The following is a 17661-nucleotide window of genomic DNA, read 5'->3' as shown; positions in this document are numbered from 1 at the left end:
GACAATGTAAAACCATTGGAACTGTCCCCATATCTTTCTGTGCTAAAATGATAATGAGGTGTATTTGAATGAAAGTAATGGAAACTGATCGATTAATCCTCCGCTGGTTAACACCTGATGATGATGCCTTTATCCTTGAACTTTTGAATGAACCATCTTGGATTCGATTTATCGGAGATAAAGGTGTGAGAACGCTGGAGGATGCTAGAAACTATATTTTAACTGGACCAATGGATATGTACACTCGACAGGGATTTGGTCTTTACTTAACGGAGCTTAAAGACGGAGGAATTCCGATTGGCATTTGCGGCCTGATCAAAAGGGATTCTTTAGAGAATGTTGATATTGGCTTTGCCTTTTTATCGAGATTTCAATCCAAAGGCTATGGATACGAGGCAGCCTCTGCTACATTGGAGTATGGTATTGAAAAATTAGGATTCAATCGAATTGTGGCGATTACCTCTAAGGATAATGACCATTCCTCCAATCTACTAGAGAAAATCGGAATGAAATTTGAGAAACTCGTTATTCTTCCTCCAGACACTGAAGAGCTTAAATTGTTTGTTTTTGATAAGAAATAATAAGGATGCCGCCACTGGAACCGTTACCTTGGTCTCCCGAATGAATTTAAAGTATAATAAAAGAGAAGTGCTAGGAACACTTCTCTCTTCATCCCTACCGCCAAGTAGGGTACTATTATTTCTCTGAGGCCATCCTGTTGCTTGCCACTTCTAGGATGGTTTTCTATTTTTATTGAAGGATTTCAACCTATTACTCATACTATTTCACCGTAATCGGCTTTTTCAAGAAGATACCATAGCTGACAGCTGAAACAACAAGTAATACCGCTCCAACAAGGAAGACATACTCAAACGATCCAGTTGTTTGTACGATTGCACCTGTCACGATTGGTGCAAGTGATGCTCCAACAAAGCCGCCGAAGTTTTGAATCGAACCTAATGAAGCTACCATATTTTTTGGTGCAACGTCAGTCGCAAGCGTCCAAATGACACCAGTTGGTACCGAAGAAGCGAAATAAGCAATGGTTATTAATGTGATTGCACCAGTAACACCTGACACATACGGGATTGGAATGACCGCACATGCGGCAACGATTGCTCCGCAAACAAGCGGGATTTTCCGTGCCTTAATCGGCTGATAGCCTTTGCGGATAAAGTAGTCAGAAATGATACCGCCAAGAGGCACGCCAATGATCCCCATCAAGAACGGAATCGAAGCCACCCAGCCCGTTTTCAAAACCGTCAAACCGCGATCTGCCACCAAGTAACCAGGCAGCCAGGTTAAGAATGTCCACATGGTATAAACAAGTCCAAAATTACCAATAATCATAAACCAAGTAGATTTGTATTTAAATAGTCCGCCCCAGCCAATTTGCTTCTCAGCGGCGTCAACCTTAACTTCTTCTTCATCTTTATTAATTTCAATAAGTTCGAATTTAGTAGGATTACGATACACCGACCACCAAACAGCCATTACGACAAGCCCTGCTGCCCCAATGATCACAAACATGATCTTCCAGGAATAAGCGAGCATGAGCGCCGTTAATAATGGAGGAGCAATCCCGTTCGCGATTTGGGAACCGGTATTGACAATAGCAAGCGGTGTTCCGCGGTCTTTTTTAGAAAACCAAGTATTGATTGCCTTTGTAGCCGATGGGAAAAACGGCGATTCCGAAATACCCAGCAAGACGCGCAGCGTATAAAAAATTGAATAGCTGTTTGTAAAAGCGGCTAACAAGGAAACAATCGACCAAGAACCCATGGCGCCTGTAAGCATTTTCTTCGGACCAATTTTGTCAACCAGCCAGCCTGCCGGAAGATTCGCCAGTGCATACGGCCAAAGGAAAGCGGACAACAAGACCCCCATTTGTAAAGGAGATAAACCAAATTCCTTCGAGATTAAAGGATTTGCGACACTTAAATTAGAACGGTCCAAATAGTTAACGACCGCACCAACTAAAATAATCATGACCATCGCCCAGCGCGTTTTATTGATACTCTTTGCCTGTTGAACATTTTGCATGACTTCTTTCTGCAATTTAGCCATTCGTAAAACTCCCCTCTTTTTTAAAATCGATTAAACTCGTTTTCATATGTAGAAATCCTTGAAGTCATCATGAAAACCTTTGCATTTCTTTTTAAAAAGCAAGAATCCACTCTTGCTCCTTCTTAAGCCAAGGAATACTTTGCTTCAGAAACTGCTTGTAGAAATTCTCTTGCGGCAGCCGAAACCTTTTGATAATCACCATCCTTACGGGCAGCTTTTGAGATAAAGCTTCCCACACCTACAGCGACACAGCCTGCCTGCAGCCACTCATGCACATTCTGCGGGGTAACGCCGCCTGTCGGCACAATTGGCGCTTGCGGAACAGGTGCCATAATGGCGCTTACATATTTGGGAGCTACTACTTCAGCCGGGAATAACTTCACGATGTCTGCACCCGCTTCGAGCGTCTCGATGACTTCCTTTGGAGTAAAAGCCCCGCTGATCGTAACGGCCTGGTAACGGTTTGCTACTTTAATCATCTCCGGATTTAATTGCGGGCTGACTAATAGTTCTGCTCCAGCAAGGATTGCCGCATTTGCTGTTTCCGCATCCAATATCGTACCGGCACCAATTAAGATACCTTGGTCTCTATATTGATTAGCTAGTGTACGAATTACATTTAGGGCATTGGGTACGCTCATTGTAATTTCTAAAACTTTAATTCCGCCTTGAATCGCAGCCTCGGCAACGGCCAAAGCTTCCTCTTCGCTTTCTGAACGGATAATTAAAACTATACCGCTTTCATAAATCTTGTTTAAGTTTTCTAGTTTTCTAGGCAAAACAATATCCTCCCCTATACATTTTGATACAATCGTTTGGCACTGTAGCCAAGCTGGTTTGACAACTTCAGCGCTGTTTCGGAAATTAAATTACTTACCATCTCCTTTCGCTCAGGTGTCATACTGGATAGCATGCTTGCAATACTAATGGCGGCGACCGGCTGATTCGACTGGTCAAAGATAGCAGATCCCATACAATACATTTCTACATTGTCCTCGCGGTCATCAATCGAGTAGCCCCGCTCCCGGATTTCTTTCATATCCTGCAAAATTTCCGGCAAGGTCACTTTTGAAAAGGATGTCTTACTCGGAATTTCACCATCGCCAAAAAGATATTCAATTTTTTCATCTGGCATGGCTGCCAGCAGGGCTTTTCCAACACCAGTCGTATGAAGGTACCGACGTGAACCAAGTTTTGCCGTCGGACGCATGACGGAGAAATTTTCCGCCTTATCAAGGTAAACCACTTTCCCTTTGTCCTCAACGCCCAAGAAAACTGTGCTGCCCGTTTGTTTGTTCAATTCCAGCAGCAGCGGTCTGGCTAATTGTGTAATCTCCATATTCGCTTGATAGGCCATTCCCGTTTCAAAAGCGGCCAATCCTAATCTATATGTTTTTAATCTAGGATCCTCTAACTCTATAAAACCTTTGTAAAGTAATGTCTGCACCAATTCGAAGCCGCTGCTTTTGGGCATGCCCATCTCGGTGCAAATTTCATTTAATGTTAAGGCTGTTCCCGTTTTTGCCAGCAGGACGAGCAGGTCTAACGCACGCTCAGCTGATTTATTGATACGGATTTTTTCCATTTGGTTTGGCTCCTTAGTGCGTTCACATATGCGAACTTGATTCAGTATTACGAATTTATGCCTTAAGTATAGTTATCTCAAAAAATAAATTCAATAGTTTTTTGAAAATTAATTTAATAGAGTTTTTTTAGAAAATAGAGATTGAAATGAGGGAAAAGTTGAGATAATCTAAAAATAGAATTCGATATACGGAATACGGTTCACATATGCGAATTAAAATGTAACCGTTTTTAATACGAGGAGGATTTGATTTATGAAGCCCACTGTCATATTTTTAATAGGTCCTGCATCTTCCGGGAAGTCAACTGTCGGAAAACTGCTCGTTTCTAAATACAATTTTGGCTACTTAGATAAAGACATGATTTGTAATAAATTCACTGGTAAATTACTAGAAACCAATGGGTATTCTCCTTTTGACCGCGACGGCTGCTCTTTTTATACAGATGTGGTCATGGATCTCGAGTATCAAACCTTACTCGACATCGCGAATGACAACCTTCAGTTAGGCAATTCCGTCATTCTGGATGCCCCATTCCTTGGCTATTTTTCAAATAATAATTACATAAATGAATTGATAGAAAAATATAACTGGCATACGATCAACCCAATTGTCCTTAAGGTAACGGTTGATTTCGCCACCCTTAAACAAAGGATGGAAGCCAGAGCTCTTGAAAGAGATACCTGGAAACTGGCCAACTGGGATAAGTATGTTCAAAGCATCCAGGAAAAACAGTGTTTATGGGAAAATATTAAAATGGTATCTTTTGATAATAGCAGCGACACGGTCGATGCCGAAAAACTCTTTCAAATACTGGATTTTAAAAGCGGTATCACTATTTAATGATTCTTGTGGACGGGCCATGGGCATTTGGAGCCCCTCTTAATTACCGTTGAGGCAATTTTTCCTTGATCATGGGCATTTGGAGCCCCTCTTAATTACCGTTGAGGCAATTTTCCTTGATCATGGGCATTTGGAGCCCCTCTTAATTACCGTTGAAGTAATTTTTCCATGATAACGGGGATTTGGAGCCCCTCTTAATTACCGTTGAAGTAATTTTTCCATGATCACGGGGATTTGGAGCCCCTCTTAATTACCGTTGAGGCAATTTTTCCTTGATCATGGGCATTTGGACTCCCTCTTAATTACCGTTGAGGCAATTTTTCCTTGATCACGGGCATTTGGACTCCCTCTTAATTACCGTTGAGGCAATTTTTCCTTGATCATGGGCATTAAAAACTCCTCTTAATAACAAGAGACCTGTTTTCCGACCAAATTTCGGGCACTCTCAATTCACAACATCAAAATGACAATCAGCCAATAATCAGGTACTATACTAGTAGTCACCAAAGGAAAGGCTGATTGTATGCATCTAGACATAGACCCATCGTTATTAATGATTTTGATTTTATTTGGATTTTTAGCTTCATTTATTGATTCGGTTGTAGGGGGCGGCGGGCTAATTGCATTGCCTGCGTTACTATTTACAGGACTGAATCCAGCATCAGCAGTTGCTACGAATAAATTGGCAGGAACGATAGGTTCTTTAACGAGTACCATTATGTTTTATCGTTCTGGTAAACTCGAGATAAAATCAGTGTTGAAATTATTCCCACTTACTTTCATTGGCTCGATGATTGGTGCTTGGACTGTTCATTTAATGAACCCTGAATTGCTTAAGCCATTAATGTTGATCATGCTCGCGGCGGTCACTGTTTATACTATTTTCAAGAAAGATTGGGGCAGCATATCGGCTCCTAAAGAATTGTCCCTCCGCCGCTATATGATGTTTATGCTGGCGATTTTTGCAATTGGTTTCTATGATGGATTTATAGGTCCTGGAACAGGTTCATTCTTAATTTTTTCTTTTTTATTGATCGGATTTGATTTTTTAAAGGCGGCAGGAAACGCGAAGTTTTTAAACTTTGGCAGTAATATTGCTGGATTGCTGATGTTTATGTTTTTAGGACAAGTCCATTACACGTATGGACTCATAATGGGGGTTGCCCAACTTGTTGGGGCGATTATAGGTTCAAAATTTGCGATCAAAAAAGGAAGCGGTTATGTTCGTGCCCTGTTTATTGCCGTAACCTGCTTATTGCTCGCGAAAAATATTTATGATTATATTCATTAACTTCTAAAAGTAAAAGCCGATATGATAATTCATATCGGCTTTATCAATGCATATTATACCATCCATGCCCTGAGGAATCTTTGACCCGAATTTTCCTAACAAAATGGTTATTTATAAAAATCTCTACAGTGTTAGAAAAATTGTCAAGAATCACTCTATTTAAACTCCATATTTTACCTACACCCTGTATACAGTACATATTTTCCATTCCGGGTTTTCTCCCCTCTCTAAGAAAAATTCGAGCAGGCGTAATTCCAGTACCCGGATAATGCCCTATTTCTTGTATTTCATCACATCGTGTGGGCGATTGACCAAGGAGCATTACCGTAATTAAACGGCCTGTTCTAATTGCATCAGCCTCTGTAAGCATAAAATTTTCTCCTCGTATAAATTTAATAAATTCACTTATTATATGTAATCACCCACGGCACGGTACTAAGTTCTACATACAAACCCTCTTAAAAATGCGAAAAGCAGTGTGATTTCGTGTGTGAAATCCACTGCTTTTATGCTTGTTTTATATATGCTTTTTCCTACGTGGGTACTCGAAATTAACTTTCTTCCACAACTTTCGATTGCAAATCTGTCATCTTAGGAAAAGTAATAACCGCCTTAAATAAATCTCCGTCGACATGGATATTAAAATTCCCCTTTTGAACTTCAATCAGGCTTTTCGCAATCGATAAACCAAGCCCGCTGCCTTGGCTGGATCTGGATTCATCGCCGCGCTTAAAACGTTCCATTAATTCGTCTGCTGAAATATTTAACTCATAGGCGGAAATGTTCTTAAAGGAAAGCTGAATTTCACTACCTGCATCCTCGATATCGATATATACCCTGGAACCCCTGAGCGCATATTTAAAGATATTCGATAATAAGTTTTCAATGGACCGCCATAGTAATTTTCCATCCGCGCTAATATACACCTTATCCTTGGGATGATTCAGCTTGAATTGCAAATTCGAGTCTTCTATCTTATCATTCACTTCGCCAAGTCCCTGGGTAACTAAAGACACGATATCAATTTTCTCAAAATCAACAGAAATAGTTCCACTCGTCGCTTTGGCTGCTTCAAACAAATCATCGGTTAATAGTTTAAGTCTTTTCGACTTTTGATCTAAGATATTGATATATTCGGCAGCCTTTGGCGTAACCTCTTCGCTTTTCAGTAAATCCACATAGGTGATAATCGATGTTAATGGTGTTCTTATATCATGAGAAACATTGGTGATTAACTCCGTTTTTAAGCGCTCACTTTTGAGCTCACTGTCCACAGCCTCTTTCAGTCCATCCGTGATGCTGTTGATGTTGGCAGCAAGTGTTTTAAACTCTCCACGGTTTGGCACCTTGATTCGATGATGAAGACTGCCCGCCTTAATTCTCTCCACTCCATCCTGGATGGCTTGAAAACTCTTAACCTTTTTATAGGCAAACCAGGCTGCCAGACCAATCGTAACCGGGAACATAAAAAACGTTAATGCAATCAATACGGGGTAACCAATGACGATTAATACCGTCTTAACCCCGACATTCCCTGTCTCATAGACATTTCTTACAATTTTTATGGCCTTACGAACGATGGCAAAAATCAAGGTATGTTTCAGCAATGTTTTATTTTTAAAATGTTTAACCAGTGAGAGAATCAAACCAAACACGGCTGCTGAGATCGGGATGGTAATAGGAATGGCTATTCTATCAATACTTGTGTGTGCCACATTATCCATTAATGTAATCCAAATGGCGATTAGGCTCATACATAGAAGGATATTGATATCATTGTATAGTTTGTTCACAGGATAAAGATGTACCTGATCATCTTTAAATGACCTTCTTCCCGCGACGAGGATGAGATAGCCAAATGATAGAATGAACCCTAGCAAAAATGCAGCTAAAATATAAAGGTTTTTTGTGACAACGGCTTTATCTTCATTCCATTCCTTTATTTTCTGGTTTAAAAAGTTGTCTGTAAAGGCTATATAAACTACCGTTTTGTCCTGGTCCAATTCCTCAATTGGATCTGCAATCCATTGAAATTGCTCATTCTCTTCGATTACTTTAGGATAAACATCTCTCTTATAACCCTCAAACGCCAAATAGGCAGGATACGTTTTAAACTGGCTTTTTTCTGAATTCGTTGTGTTCGTATAGACGTTTTCACCATCGCTGGCATAATACAATGGATTTTTCTGATCTAAGAGCTCTTGCAATATGGCATGATAATTCCTTAAATCATCCTTTATCAACTTTTCCCGAGCCTGCGCAATCTTGTCGGCGTACTCTTTTTTAAAGGTGGAATAGTTCTCCGCTTCATTTAAATCAGGCCGATAGCTCTTTGAATGAGCCTGAAAATCGGAATATAAATTCTCCTCTTCCACCCTCAAGGTTTCTTCATTAATCGACCCGCCCTTTAAAATATTGTCCTCACTCTTGTACTCTCTGAGAAGGGCAGCGAGATTGTCCACGACCTTTTGATTTACTCTAATAAATGCATGGCTGCGAAAGTAGTCATCTTCCATAACCATGCTGAAGTAACCATCGTTGACAACTTCAACCTGGACAATCGCTTTGATGATACCCGTAAAACAACCGACCGCGATCATAAATACAATGATTTTCGTTGTTAATAAGTGGCTATATTTTTTCAACTTTATATCCAACTCCCCACACCACCTTTAAATATTTTGGCTCCTTCGGATTGATTTCGATTTTCTCTCTTATTTTTCTAATATGAACGGATACGGTATTTTCCGGACTAAACGCGGTTTCATTCCATACCCTTTCATAGATATCCTCAATCGAAAAGACTCTTCCGGCGTTAGCCGTCAGCAATTTCAAAATCTTATATTGCACCGGTGTAAGATGGACCTCCTCCCCATCAACCGAGATGATTTTACTTTCATCATCAATGACCAGTCCCCCCGTCCGAAAAACATTCTTCTTCTTTTCAAGACTTCCCAATGTGGTATATCTCCTCAACTGGGACTTTACCCTTGCAATCAACTCCAGGGGATTAAACGGTTTGGTTATGTAGTCATCTGCCCCTAAATTCAATCCGATAATTTTATCCGAATCCTCCGATTTAGCAGAGAGCATGATTAAAGGGATATTATTTGCTTCTCTAATTTTCATCGTAGCCCTTAACCCATCCATCATGGGCATCATAATATCCATGATAATAAGATGAATCTCATGATCTTTGATGATATCGATCGCTTCCAAACCATTAAATGCCTTAAATATTTGATATCCTTCATTTTCTAAATAAATCCCGATCGCATCGACGATCTCCTTATCATCATCACAAACCAACAAATTCACGGATATTCACTCCCAACTATGGCGGTTACCATTTCTATCACCCTTTAGTATGACTACAAAAAGAATCATATCAAGCAAATCTTATCAAAAACATGATGTAAATCTTAAGATTTTCTTAACGTCTCTTTTTAAAAAAAAGAAAAGAGCCTAAGATTTTAGGCTCTACTTGCGTATTTTGGTTCTTTTTACAACTTTGGAATCACTTCTTTGCCATATATAATCTTACTTCTTGTGGGACAACTATTTTACCTCCGTTACTGTCAATATAATCTGCAGCACTATCAAAAATAGCCTTTTGCTTATCTTTATCGATATCATGAAAGTCGGAGTAAGAATTCATCAACCTTATATATCTTTGTGTAGTATATTCATCATCCCATCTATAAATCTTAGACACTGGATTATTGAATAAATGATGGACTTGTATTTGTGAAATTCTTAGATTATGCAAATCTTCAGCTTCATCTACACTTATATAGTCATCAAGGTCCGGAGCATATTTTCGATATATATTTCTTATTTGATTCAACATTTCAGTTTTGGGCTCAATGATAGATGCCAAATGCCAAAAAACGGCCATTACTCCATTTCTTTTTAACAGGTTGTATGCTTTAGGGTATCCAACTTCGGGCTTTATCCAATGGAAAGCGGTAGCAGAAATTATTAAATCATATGTTTCCTGTTCGCCATTGTAATTCTCAAAGGACGTACATAAAGCATTGAAATTTTGATATGCAGAGTATTTTTCTAATAAATAGTCTACTTGTTTTTCTCCGAGCTCTAATCCTGTAATGGAATATCGATTTTTCACAAAATACTCTGTAGCTTGGCCTGGTCCTGAACCTATTTCAAGTATCTTGGCATCATTCTTTATTTTTGAATAATCGATGATATCCCTAAACAACTCAGTTGGGTAACCTGGCCGAGCTATTGCATAATCAGAGATTATATCATTAAAGACTTTTTTATTTTCCAAATAAATACCGCCTCCTTTGCTAATTTCATTATATATTCCCTATATGAGTTTTACTCTTAAAAAATAGATTGGTCTTCTCTTAAAATCAGTGCAAAAAACTTATCAACATCAAGAGGAGAAATCATGAAGAGGTAGAATTATTTTACAGAAAATTAATATTTTTACAAAAATCCCTGTGCTATTGTAAATTTTAGCAAGGAGGTGCACAACACTAACTGTGATTGAACGAATTAGGCTAAATTAAATATTTTCTATTTTTCTATCAATATCATTTTCCTAAATCAATAGGAGGTTATCTCTTTATGCACGAAAGCGGAATACAAAAAACATCTAAAAAGGGCAAAGGAAATATAATGAAAAAAGCAGCCATTCTTGTTTCTACGTGCCTCGTGTTTGCAGGTGCCATAGCAAATTTAAATATTAAACCTGCACAGGCTGCTGTGGGAACGAATGTGGTAATCAGTGAAGTTTATGGCGGTGGAGGAAATAGTGGCTCATCCTATAAAAATGATTATATTGAACTCTACAATCCTACAAATTCTAGTGTTAGCTTGTCTGGATGGTCTATCCAATATGCCTCTTCAACCGGTACGTTCAATAGCATTACCAATTTATCAGGCAGTATTGGTGCACATCAATACTATTTAATCAAACAGGCTAGCGGCGGCGGCGGAACGGTTGATTTACCGACTGCTAATGCTACAGATACGATTAACTTAAGTGCCACCAGTGGAAAAGTTGCATTGGCAAAAGTCACCACCTCGGTTTCTGGTTCAACTGATTCAAATGTTATCGATTTTGTGGGCTATGGTTCTGCCAATAATTCAGAAACATCTCCAGTAGGTACCTTATCTGCTACTACAAGTGCAGAACGTAAAGACAATAACGGTGGAACCGTTCAGGGGCAAGGTAACGGCTGGGACACAAACAATAATGCAAATGACTTAGTGATTACAAGCAGCTTAGCTCCTCAGAATTCATCTTCACCAGCTGAACCTGCAACACAAACAGGTGTTGATGATGATAATATGGGGCTGGGGAATCCAAGTGGCGCTACTGCTGTTACAACCAATTCCAATAATTATTTAATGACTAAGCCGCAATATACACTATCGTACAACAATAGCAAACACGAGCCTAACTGGGTTAGCTGGCATTTAGGTTCCTCTGATATTGGAAGCACTCCGCGTCAGGATGACTTCCGTGCAGATACCACATTGCCGTCGGGATGGTATCAGGTTACTGCTACTGAATTTTCTGGAAGCGGATTTGACAGAGGGCACATGACTCCATCTGGAGACCGTACATCTTCTGTTGCCAACAATTCAGCTACGTTTTTGATGACCAATATGCTCCCTCAAGCTCCAAATAACAACCAGATTACATGGGAAAATTTAGAGGAATATTCCCGTAAACTTGTTTCAGCTGGAAACGAATTATATATTATTTCCGGAGGTTACGGAAGTGGCGGTACCGGGTCAAATGGATATAAAACGACAGTAGGGAATGGAGTTGTCGTGCCCGCAAAAGTATGGAAGGTAATCGTCGTATTGCCTAAAGGAACTAATGATATTAGCCGTGTATCCACTTCAACAAGAGTAATCGCTGTAATGTTGCCGAATGATCAAACAGCTTCGAGTCAACCTTGGGGCAACTACAGGGTAAGTGTTGACTCGATTGAATCTTTGACTGGCTATAATTTCCTATCATCAATTTCGACAAGCATCCAAGGCAGCATCGAGGCCAATGTTGACAATGGCCCTACGAGCTAAGCCGCATAAATAAATCCAAAAGGCTGTCTAAAAGATCGTTTTTTCAAAATGATTTTTAGGCAGCTTTATTGTTTTTTTGTGGCCGAACCCAGAATAATAAACTTCATTCAAACTATACACTCCGTTTACTAACCATTAATATTCAGATGATATGATTGCCTTAACAACGGAATGAGGGGGCAGAATAAATGAATGTGCGTGCGATATTTATTGATATGGATGGTACACTACTTAAAGCCTCAAACAACATTTCACACAGAAATAAGGAAGCAATTTATAAACTCATGAATCAGGGAGTTAAGGTTTTTCTAGCCACGGGCCGCCACTATGAAGTAACCGCTCCTTACCATAAAGAAATTGGAATACGAACACCTATGATCTGTTTAAATGGTGCTGCTATCCACGATGCAGAGACACGAAGAGTATTGCAAAAGAAAACTGTCCGATTGAACGACGAGCGATTTCATCTTCTGACTGCTGAAAATCCTTGGAATGTTATCATCCATACAGCAGACGGGGTTTATTGCAAGGAAACAAATGAAGAAATCGAGTATTGGACAAAAGTTGGGCAAATTCCGCCACAGTATATTGGAGATTTAAGACAGGCAAATTATCAAGATGTGCTTAAATATAGTGTTCGAACAGGTACGGCTAGTCCGAAAGTTTCCGCTTTGTTTAAAGAGGAAGCAGAAGTCGTCGATTGGAATGACGGGTTTGAGCTGCTTGCTCCTAATGTTTCCAAATGGTCTGCAATAAAAAGCTTACTACCCGAACTTCGAATTAGCCCAAATGAAGTGGTAACCATTGGAGACGGACCCAATGATATTGAGATGCTACGTCATGCCGGTACTGGTGTGGCAATGGGGAACGCTAGCGAAAAGGTTAAAGCAGCAGCCGATTTTGTTACCGGACACCACGAAAATGATGGATTAGCTGAGTTTATTGAACGCTATCTTCTTAAATCATATAAATCATTTGCGATTTAAAAACCACAAGATCTTCCCCCTTCAAAAAAAATAGCCCCCAAGACTGTTCGAAAACAATCCTCGAGGGCATCCAATAATTATATAAAAGGGGGTCTTGAAAAAGCTTGTCTTAATCATAGCTTTTTTTTCTTAATAAAAACTTAACTTTTGACGGAGATTTTTTTATTAAATTTATTAGCTTTATCTTAAAATATCCTCAATTCGAGCGAGGGTTTCAACATTTAACTTTACGCCCGCTGCTTTTACATTTTCTTCTAGTTGTTCAGGACGACTTGCCCCTACAAGCGCACTGGATACATTTGGTTGTCGTAAAATCCACGCTAATGCCAGGGTGGCAAGGGACATATCATTTTCTTTGGCGACCTCTTTTAATAGTTCCACTTTATCGAGATTCTCATCAGTGAGTAATCCAAAAAGGTTACTGTATTTTTCCTGTGATGCACGGCTTCCTGCAGGAGCCTGAGCCCCCTTCAGATATTTACCAGTTAAAATACCTTGGGCAAGAGGGAGACCAAACGACTTGGCCAATGCCATGTTTTTCACTTACTGGGATAACTTCCTTTTCAATATACCGTTGAAGCATGCTGTATTGCGGCTGGTTCACAACAATTCGGTCAAGGAGCTTTTTGTCTGCAAGATGAACCGCTTCTGTAATTTGTTCAGCTGTCCATTCACTAACCCCGATATATAATACCTTCCCTTGGCGAACAAGATCATCCAAGGCCCTTAAAGTTTCATCCAGCGGCGTTTCCTGGTCAAAACGATGGCAATAATAAATGTCCACATAATCTGTGTTCAGGCGCTTTAGGCTCGCATGACATTGTTCCATGACGTGTTTTCTGGATAACCCCCGGTCGTTTGGCCCATCACCCATTGGCCAGAATACCTTTGTGGCTAAAACGTAGGAATCACGCACGTATTTCTTTAGTGCTTTTCCGACTACAATTTCTGCCTCGCCGCGCATATAAACATTGGCAGTGTCAAAAAAGTTTATCCCTAGATCATAAGCCTTATCGATAGAAGCAGCGGCATTTTGTTCCTCTACGTACCCACCATATGTAAGCCAGCTGCCTAAACTTATTTCACTCACTTTTAGTCCTGTTTTTCCTAAACGACGGTATTCCATATTGATCCCTCCCAAAAAATTTCGTGATACAAAATAAAAATACTATATGATTTGGCTTTATGTCCATTATTTGGAATGCCATTAGAAAAAATTCTGCGGGGACTGCTCTCTTTAGAAATGCCTCACCCATTGGTAGTAATATTCTCATATCTAGCCTAGTGGGGATTAGCCCCCTTAAAACCAACTCTTGTTGAATTTTTTACATCTCTGTCATTAGTTCTTAATATATTTTTGCTAGAATATTCAAAAAAAGGAGCGTGGTGTTAATGAAAACTATAAAGTGGTTCATACATCAAATTATTATTAGTTACTACAAAACTAGAATCTCCTACAATGATGAAAACAGTGAAGTTTTAAGGAAAAAGTTTCGATTTCATAAAATTAAGCAATACCTTTTAGAAAATCATTAGGAATTAAAAAGTTTATTAATATAAATTAGGGACTGTTTTAAGTCTCTTTTTTTTGTAATAAAGCATTGAGTTTTTCTAAAAGGGAATCATTAAATATAAAACCAGCAGTAACGTCTCTATGGCATTTTTGAAAGGCAGGAGAAAGGAACATGTCAGAAGAGTATAGTTCTCGGACTGAGCGAAGAAAAAACATACAAGAACAGCAGCAAAGCTCTTCAAAGGAAGAGAACAAGAAGCCCAGAAGAGGATTTTGGAAAAAGTTCTTATATATTTGTCTTACATTAGGAATAGTTTTGTTGCTGGCAGGAGGCGGCGCTTTAGCATGGATTATAAAAGACGCTCCTAAATTTAACGAAACGCTATTAAAAGATCCTTTATCATCAAGGTTTTATGCTAGTGATGGGAAAACCCTCATTGCCGAAATCGGTAAAGAAAAACGGGATGAAATTACGATTAAGCAAATACCTGATGTCTTAAAAAATGCTGTTTTGGCAACAGAGGATGCCCGTTTTTATCAGCATCATGGAATCGATGTGAAACGTACACTCGTTGCCATTTGGACGAATATTACGACTGGTTCCTCTCAGGGTGGCAGTACGATTACACAGCAAGTTGTGAAAAATTCTTTTTTATCAATTGAAAAAACCCCTACAAGAAAGGTGCAGGAATGGTATTTAGCGATTCAATTAGAAAGAAGGTTCTCGAAAGATCAAATTCTGGAAATGTATTTTAACAAAAATTTATATGGTAATGATGTTTATGGTGTCGCAAAGGCGGCTCAAAGATTCTTTGGACTTGATCCAGATGAATTAAATAAATTAACTCTGGAACAAGCTGCACTCCTGGCCGGGATTCCACAAAGTCCAAATAACTATACACCAACGGTTGAAAGTAATCTTGACGCAGCCAAAAAACGCCGAAATATGGTTCTTTATTATATGAACAGGCATGGATATATTTCCAAAGCAGAAATGGAGAAAGCACAAAATACACCAATTGAAGGTACATTAAATATTCAACAACCACCAGCAAATAAATATCAAGCCTTTGTTGATACGGCCATTACAGAGGTACAAGAAAAAACAGGGGCAAATATTTTTGAAGATGGATTGGAAATTTATACAACTATTGATCCTAAAATCCAGCAAGTAACCGAAGATGTTCTTTCAACAAATAATTATATCAACTTTCCGAATAATGGTAATCTCCAAACAGCGATTGTCATTGCAGAGACCCAGACTGGAGCCATTAAGGCGATTGGAGGAGGAAGAAATTATAGCACCGGCAAATTTAACTATGCAACTAAGATTAAACGTCATCCGGGATCTACGATTAAGCCCATTCTTGACTACGGACCAGCCATTGAAAAATTCAAATGGTCTACCGGGCACATAATAAAAGATGAAAAGTATCACTACTCAAATGGAGCCCCGATTCGAAATGCAAGTCATACCTATGCAGGGGATAAATCGATTAGAGATCATCTGAAATGGTCACGTAATATTCCTGCATTAAAAACCTATCAGGAAGTAGGAGCAGACTATGCCACTAATTTTGCCAATAGCCTTGGTTTTCCGATTACAGAAGCCCAAAAAGCAAATGAATCCAATGCTATTGGAGCGATTGATGCAGCCTCTCCTCTTAATATGACGGGAGCGTATACCGCATTTGGGAATGGCGGTTACTATGCAAAACCATTTACTGTTTCCAAAATCATTTATCATGATGGAACGGAAATGAGTTTAGCTTCAAGTAAGAAGAAAGTAATGGAGGATTCTACGGCCTTCCTTATCACAGACATGTTACGTACAGTTGTGGATTCAGGTACAGGAACCATGGCAAATATTCCTCGTCTTGATATAGCCGGAAAAACCGGAACCACCAGCTTCGATCAATCTGCAATAACGAAATATGGCTTACCCAATGATGCGACAAGAGATGCCTGGTTTGTAGGATATACACCGCAGTACACCAGTGCTGTTTGGACAGGCTACACTCAAACTACTTCTAAGGATGACTTTTTAGGAAGCAAAAGCGCCAACTTCTCTAAATTAGCCTTTAAAGCGATTATGTCAAAAGCAGCTACCAGCACGGAAGCATTTACGCAGCCAGCCAGTGTTGGAAAATTAGGCAAGGAATATTATGTAAAAGGCGGAGAAAAGCCGCAGCCACCTAAGACGAATAAACCAACCAATGTTCAAGCAAAATATGATGAAGCTTCAGATAGCATTCAATTATCATGGAATTACGCTTCTGAAACTGGTTCAGAACCAACCTATGATGTTTCATTTACAGTGGATGGAAATACAACAAAATTAACATCTACAAGTAATAGGCAAGCTGCACTTCAAAGCCCGGAAAGAGGAAAATCATATACATTTACGATCGTTGCCATCTCTGATGGGATAAAAAGTGATCCAGCTTCTGTTTCCATAACTGTTGAAGAAAAAGCAGCAGCAGCAGCAGCACCAATCAGTCCAAGCAATTTACAAGCTTACTTCGATAAAAACTCTAATAATATTGTGATTAGCTGGACCAACAATAATGACCTTACTCAAAATGTCCAATTTACCGTTTCATTTACGGTGAAGGGCAATACGTATAGATTGGCGCCTACCTCAGAAACACAAGCAACGTTAAGTGGACCGGAGCCAGGTCAAACGTATATCATTTCGGTAACAGCATCAAATGCTGCGGGTACCAGTGCCCCGGCCGGTACTTCCGTTACAGTTCAGTAGAACACCACGGGGACGGTTTTGGGCTTGCCAGTCTTGGTTTTTTCCTCATGAACTCTATGAAGACAGCTTTCGGCTTTCCGGTCTGTTTTTTGTCCTCATGAACGCTCCATGAGGATAGCTTTCGGTTTTCCGGTTTTGGTTTTGTCCTCATGAATGCCCCATGAGGACAGTTCTCGGTTCTTCCTGATTGAGTTCTGTCCTCATGAACGCTCCATGAGGACAGCTTTCGGTTTTCCGGCCCTGTTTTTGTCCTCATGAACGCTTCCCAAAATCGCCCCTCTGATTTCTTAATATGGAAAATATTAGTCTATGAATAGACGTTGAATATGTAAGCGTTTTATTGTATAATTATACTGGGTTGGATGGTTAATGTGAACATCACCGTATTTAGCGAAGGTGGGGCTAATACGAACAAAAACAAGAGCTTGTTAGCTCTTTTTTTACTGGATTAATTGTTAAGATTTTGGGAAATCCCATTATAATAAACTGACAATCCTTAACAAATCACACTCTCTCAAAACTAATCAAACGTTTGATTAAATATGCGAAAA

Annotated in this window: 14 protein-coding genes and 1 pseudogene; 6 read left to right on the top strand and 9 right to left on the bottom strand. The window is 39.5% G+C overall.

Features of this window, described 5'->3' with window-relative positions:
• Positions 1 to 68: 68 nt before the first annotated feature.
• A complete protein-coding gene (locus PH210_RS23205; RefSeq protein WP_289988748.1) occupies positions 69 to 581 on the top strand; it encodes a GNAT family N-acetyltransferase in 513 nt (170 codons plus the stop codon).
• A 199-nt stretch (positions 582 to 780) separates the two neighbouring features.
• Here PH210_RS23205 and PH210_RS23200 read toward each other — a convergent pair whose 3' ends face one another.
• The 3 genes from PH210_RS23200 to PH210_RS23190 form a co-directional block, all read right to left on the bottom strand.
• A complete protein-coding gene (locus tag PH210_RS23200; RefSeq protein WP_289988747.1) occupies positions 781 to 2067 on the bottom strand; it encodes an MFS transporter in 1287 nt (428 codons plus the stop codon).
• 122 nt (positions 2068 to 2189) lie between these two features.
• Positions 2190 to 2846 carry a bifunctional 2-keto-4-hydroxyglutarate aldolase/2-keto-3-deoxy-6-phosphogluconate aldolase gene (locus tag PH210_RS23195; protein ID WP_289988746.1) on the bottom strand — a complete coding sequence of 219 codons (657 nt, stop codon included), beginning with the start codon at positions 2844 to 2846 and terminating at the stop codon, positions 2190 to 2192.
• A 14-nt stretch (positions 2847 to 2860) separates the two neighbouring features.
• On the bottom strand, positions 2861 to 3652 hold the full coding sequence (locus PH210_RS23190) for an IclR family transcriptional regulator (RefSeq protein ID WP_289988744.1): 792 nt from the start codon (positions 3650 to 3652) through the stop codon (positions 2861 to 2863).
• A gap of 253 nt (positions 3653 to 3905) precedes the next feature.
• On the opposite strand from PH210_RS23190, the gene PH210_RS23185 reads away from it, so the two are divergent.
• Positions 3906 to 4493: a P-loop nucleotide/nucleoside kinase family protein gene (locus PH210_RS23185; protein ID WP_289988743.1), complete on the top strand. Its 588-nt coding sequence runs from the start codon at positions 3906 to 3908 to the stop codon at positions 4491 to 4493.
• Positions 4494 to 5016: 523 nt separating this feature from the next.
• Positions 5017 to 5784, top strand: coding sequence for a TSUP family transporter (locus tag PH210_RS23180; protein ID WP_289988742.1), 768 nt, complete (start codon positions 5017 to 5019; stop codon positions 5782 to 5784).
• Between the two features lie 43 nt (positions 5785 to 5827).
• Here PH210_RS23180 and PH210_RS23175 read toward each other — a convergent pair whose 3' ends face one another.
• From PH210_RS23175 to PH210_RS23160, 4 genes are all read right to left on the bottom strand, one after another.
• Positions 5828 to 6154, bottom strand: coding sequence for a hypothetical protein (locus PH210_RS23175; protein WP_289988741.1), 327 nt, complete (start codon positions 6152 to 6154; stop codon positions 5828 to 5830).
• Between the two features lie 181 nt (positions 6155 to 6335).
• Positions 6336 to 8441 (bottom strand): sensor histidine kinase, encoded by a 2106-nt coding sequence (locus tag PH210_RS23170; RefSeq protein ID WP_289988740.1) that lies wholly within the window; start codon positions 8439 to 8441, stop codon positions 6336 to 6338.
• Entirely contained in the window at positions 8416 to 9102 is a 687-nt protein-coding gene (locus PH210_RS23165; protein ID WP_289988739.1) for a response regulator transcription factor, read from the bottom strand. The genes PH210_RS23170 and PH210_RS23165 overlap by 26 nt, the downstream gene beginning before the upstream one ends.
• Before the next feature lie 199 nt (positions 9103 to 9301).
• Positions 9302 to 10078: a class I SAM-dependent methyltransferase gene (locus PH210_RS23160; protein ID WP_289988738.1), complete on the bottom strand. Its 777-nt coding sequence runs from the start codon at positions 10076 to 10078 to the stop codon at positions 9302 to 9304.
• A 302-nt stretch (positions 10079 to 10380) separates the two neighbouring features.
• On the opposite strand from PH210_RS23160, the gene PH210_RS23155 reads away from it, so the two are divergent.
• On the top strand, positions 10381 to 11850 hold the full coding sequence (locus tag PH210_RS23155; RefSeq protein WP_289988736.1) for a DNA/RNA non-specific endonuclease: 1470 nt from the start codon (positions 10381 to 10383) through the stop codon (positions 11848 to 11850).
• Positions 11851 to 12038: 188 nt separating this feature from the next.
• A complete protein-coding gene (locus PH210_RS23150) occupies positions 12039 to 12836 on the top strand; it encodes an HAD family hydrolase (protein ID WP_289988735.1) in 798 nt (265 codons plus the stop codon).
• 180 nt (positions 12837 to 13016) lie between these two features.
• On the opposite strand, the pseudogene PH210_RS23145 reads toward PH210_RS23150, so the two are convergent.
• Positions 13017 to 13962, bottom strand: a pseudogene (locus tag PH210_RS23145) (aldo/keto reductase family protein).
• A gap of 559 nt (positions 13963 to 14521) precedes the next feature.
• Between PH210_RS23145 and PH210_RS23140 the strand changes: the two are divergent.
• A complete protein-coding gene (locus PH210_RS23140; RefSeq protein WP_289988734.1) occupies positions 14522 to 17110 on the top strand; it encodes a penicillin-binding protein 1A in 2589 nt (862 codons plus the stop codon).
• Here the strand turns inward: PH210_RS23140 and PH210_RS23135 are convergent.
• Positions 17097 to 17366 carry a hypothetical protein gene (locus tag PH210_RS23135; protein WP_289988733.1) on the bottom strand — a complete coding sequence of 90 codons (270 nt, stop codon included), beginning with the start codon at positions 17364 to 17366 and terminating at the stop codon, positions 17097 to 17099. The two genes, PH210_RS23140 and PH210_RS23135, sit on opposite strands and share 14 nt — an antisense overlap.
• Between the last annotated feature and the right edge of the window lie 295 nt (positions 17367 to 17661).

Origin of the sequence: Paenibacillus sp. BSR1-1 (assembly GCF_030403775.1) — a bacterium.
Classification (GTDB): Bacteria; Bacillota; Bacilli; order Bacillales; family Cytobacillaceae; genus Neobacillus.
The sequence above is the reverse complement of the archived record's forward strand: the minus strand, read 5'-3'. Positions and strand labels throughout refer to the sequence as shown.

Excerpts from the sequence above, each read along its gene's own strand:
- PH210_RS23205 (WP_289988748.1), top strand. The coding sequence starts at position 69 with ATGAAAGTAATGGAAACTGATCGATTAATCCTCCGCTGGTTAACACCT.
- PH210_RS23200 (WP_289988747.1), bottom strand. The coding sequence starts at position 2,067 with ATGGCTAAATTGCAGAAAGAAGTCATGCAAAATGTTCAACAGGCAAAG.
- PH210_RS23190 (WP_289988744.1), bottom strand. The coding sequence starts at position 3,652 with ATGGAAAAAATCCGTATCAATAAATCAGCTGAGCGTGCGTTAGACCTG.
- PH210_RS23185 (WP_289988743.1), top strand. The coding sequence starts at position 3,906 with ATGAAGCCCACTGTCATATTTTTAATAGGTCCTGCATCTTCCGGGAAG.
- PH210_RS23180 (WP_289988742.1), top strand. The coding sequence starts at position 5,017 with ATGCATCTAGACATAGACCCATCGTTATTAATGATTTTGATTTTATTT.
- PH210_RS23175 (WP_289988741.1), bottom strand. The coding sequence starts at position 6,154 with ATGCTTACAGAGGCTGATGCAATTAGAACAGGCCGTTTAATTACGGTA.
- PH210_RS23155 (WP_289988736.1), top strand. The coding sequence starts at position 10,381 with ATGCACGAAAGCGGAATACAAAAAACATCTAAAAAGGGCAAAGGAAAT.
- PH210_RS23150 (WP_289988735.1), top strand. The coding sequence starts at position 12,039 with ATGAATGTGCGTGCGATATTTATTGATATGGATGGTACACTACTTAAA.
- PH210_RS23140 (WP_289988734.1), top strand. The coding sequence starts at position 14,522 with ATGTCAGAAGAGTATAGTTCTCGGACTGAGCGAAGAAAAAACATACAA.
- PH210_RS23135 (WP_289988733.1), bottom strand. The coding sequence starts at position 17,366 with ATGAGGACAAAAACAGGGCCGGAAAACCGAAAGCTGTCCTCATGGAGC.